Below are 2,012 nucleotides of genomic sequence, written 5' to 3' on the forward strand. Positions count from 1 at the left end.
TCGTCGCCGCGGTCACCGCCCCGCTCGCCCTCGCGTTCCTGGCCCGCCAGCAGCACAAGGTCACCGCCCCTGACGCCACGGGCGAGAGCTCCACCGGACGCCGCGGCGTGCTGATCGGCATCGGCGCCCTGACCGCGATCGCCGCCGTTGGTGGCGTGGCCGGTCGTGTGATCAACAAGCTGCGCCTGCGCCCCGAGGACGTCGACCTCCCGACGGCGGCGAGCCCCGCGCCGCCGCTGCCGCGCGGCCTCGACGACCAGGTCCCCGGGATCACGCCGTTCGAGACGCCGATCAAGGACTTCTACCGGGTCGACACCCGCCTCGACACCCCCATCGTGGGCGCCGACGACTGGACCCTGACCGTCGACGGCGACGTGGACAAGAAGCTCACCATCACCTTCGACGAACTGCTCGCGATGCCGATGATCGAGCGCAACATCACCCTCACGTGCGTCTCCAACAGCGTCGGCGGCCCCTACATCGGCAGCGCCCGCTGGCTCGGCGTCCCGCTCCAGGACGTCCTCGACCTGGCCGGCGTCGGCACCAAGGCCGACCAGATCCTGTCCACCGACTTCGACGGCATGACGATCAGCACGCCGCTCGACCTCGCCACCGACGGGCGCGACGCGATGATCGTCGTCGGCATGAACGGCAAGCCGCTCCCGCGTGAGCACGGCTTCCCCGTCCGGATGATCATCCCCGGCCTCTACGGCTTCATCAGCGCCACCAAGTGGCTCACCCGGCTCACCCTGACGACGTACGACGACCAGAAGGCGTACTGGACCGACCGGGACTGGGCGACGGACGCTCCCATCAAGATCTCCGCGCGCATCGACACGCCCAAGGCGCTGGCGAACCTCGACCCGGGCAAGGTCGTCATCGGCGGCGTCGCGTGGGCCCAGGAGCGCGACGGCATCTCCGGCGTCCAGGTCCGCATCGACGGCGGGGGCTGGGTCGACGCGACCCTCGGCCCGGACGGCGGCGAGAACTACTGGCGCCAGTGGTTCTACCCCTGGGACGCGAAGAAGGGCTCCCACCGGCTCGCCGTACGGGCGATGTCCGGCAACGGCGAGGCCCAGGTCGCCGTACGCGCCGAACCGTTCCCGAACGGCGCCAGTGGGCTGCACGAGCTGATCGTCAACGTCTCCTAGAAATCTTCCGATCCGGCCAATCCGGATCGGCGGCACCTCCGAATCACCTGCAACACCAACACGAACAGACTCAACGGAAGGCACCACCATGAAGCTCCAGAACCTCCGCCGCAACGCCGGGATCGCCGCCGCGGCCCTCGCCCTGTCCGTGTCCCTGGCCGCGTGCGGCGAGGACGAGCCCAGTGGCTCGGACAGCACCGACAACACCAGCAAGACCCCCGACGGTGCCGACGGCGCCAAGGCTGACGGTGCCGGCGCCCAGACATTCGGCGACGGTTGCGCGAACGTCCCCACCTCGGGTGCCGGTTCGTTCGACGGCATGGTCAAGGACCCGGTCGCCACCGCTGCGAGCAACAACCCGCTCCTCAAGACGCTGGTCGCCGCCGTGACCTCGATCGACGGCCTCGCCGACACCCTCAACGGTGCCGAGGCCCTGACCGTGTTCGCGCCGTTCGACGGTGCGTTCGCCGAGATCCCCGAGGCCGACCTCAACGGTCTGGTCATGGAGGGCCAGGAGAAGGGCCAGGAGAGCACGCTCTACAAGATCCTCGCCCACCACGTGGTCGGCGCGAACGAGGACAAGGACTCCATCGCCGGCAGCCAGGAGACCCTCGCGGGCGACAAGCTGACGATCGAGGGCGACGCCGAGTCGGGCATGACCGTCACCGACGGCACCGTGACCGCCAACGTCATCTGCGGCAACGTCCCCACGGCCAACGCCACGGTCTACGTCATCGACAAGGTGCTGACCGGAGTCAAGTGACCCAGGTCAGTTGATCAAAGCCTCGTCAGCCACCTCCTGAAAGCGCAAGGATCACCTCATGGATCCGGTCCAGGACAACCCGATCGGCGTCCCCCTCG

2 protein-coding genes are annotated in these 2,012 nt (G+C 69.1%); both read left to right on the forward strand.

Features of this window, described 5'->3' with window-relative positions; translation table 11 throughout:
• Positions 1–1,151, forward strand: a 1,151-nt coding sequence (locus tag ACOADB_RS24555) for a molybdopterin-dependent oxidoreductase (protein WP_378605025.1), incomplete at its 5' end; no start/stop codon positions are given.
• 88 nt (positions 1,152–1,239) lie between these two features.
• Complete coding sequence (locus ACOADB_RS24560; protein WP_378605028.1) at positions 1,240–1,914, forward strand: fasciclin domain-containing protein; 675 nt, start codon at positions 1,240–1,242, stop codon at positions 1,912–1,914.
• The last annotated feature ends 98 nt before the right edge of the window (positions 1,915–2,012 follow it).

The organism is Nocardioides sp. CPCC 206348, assembly GCF_048654705.1.
GTDB lineage: Bacteria > Actinomycetota > Actinomycetes > Propionibacteriales > Nocardioidaceae > Nocardioides.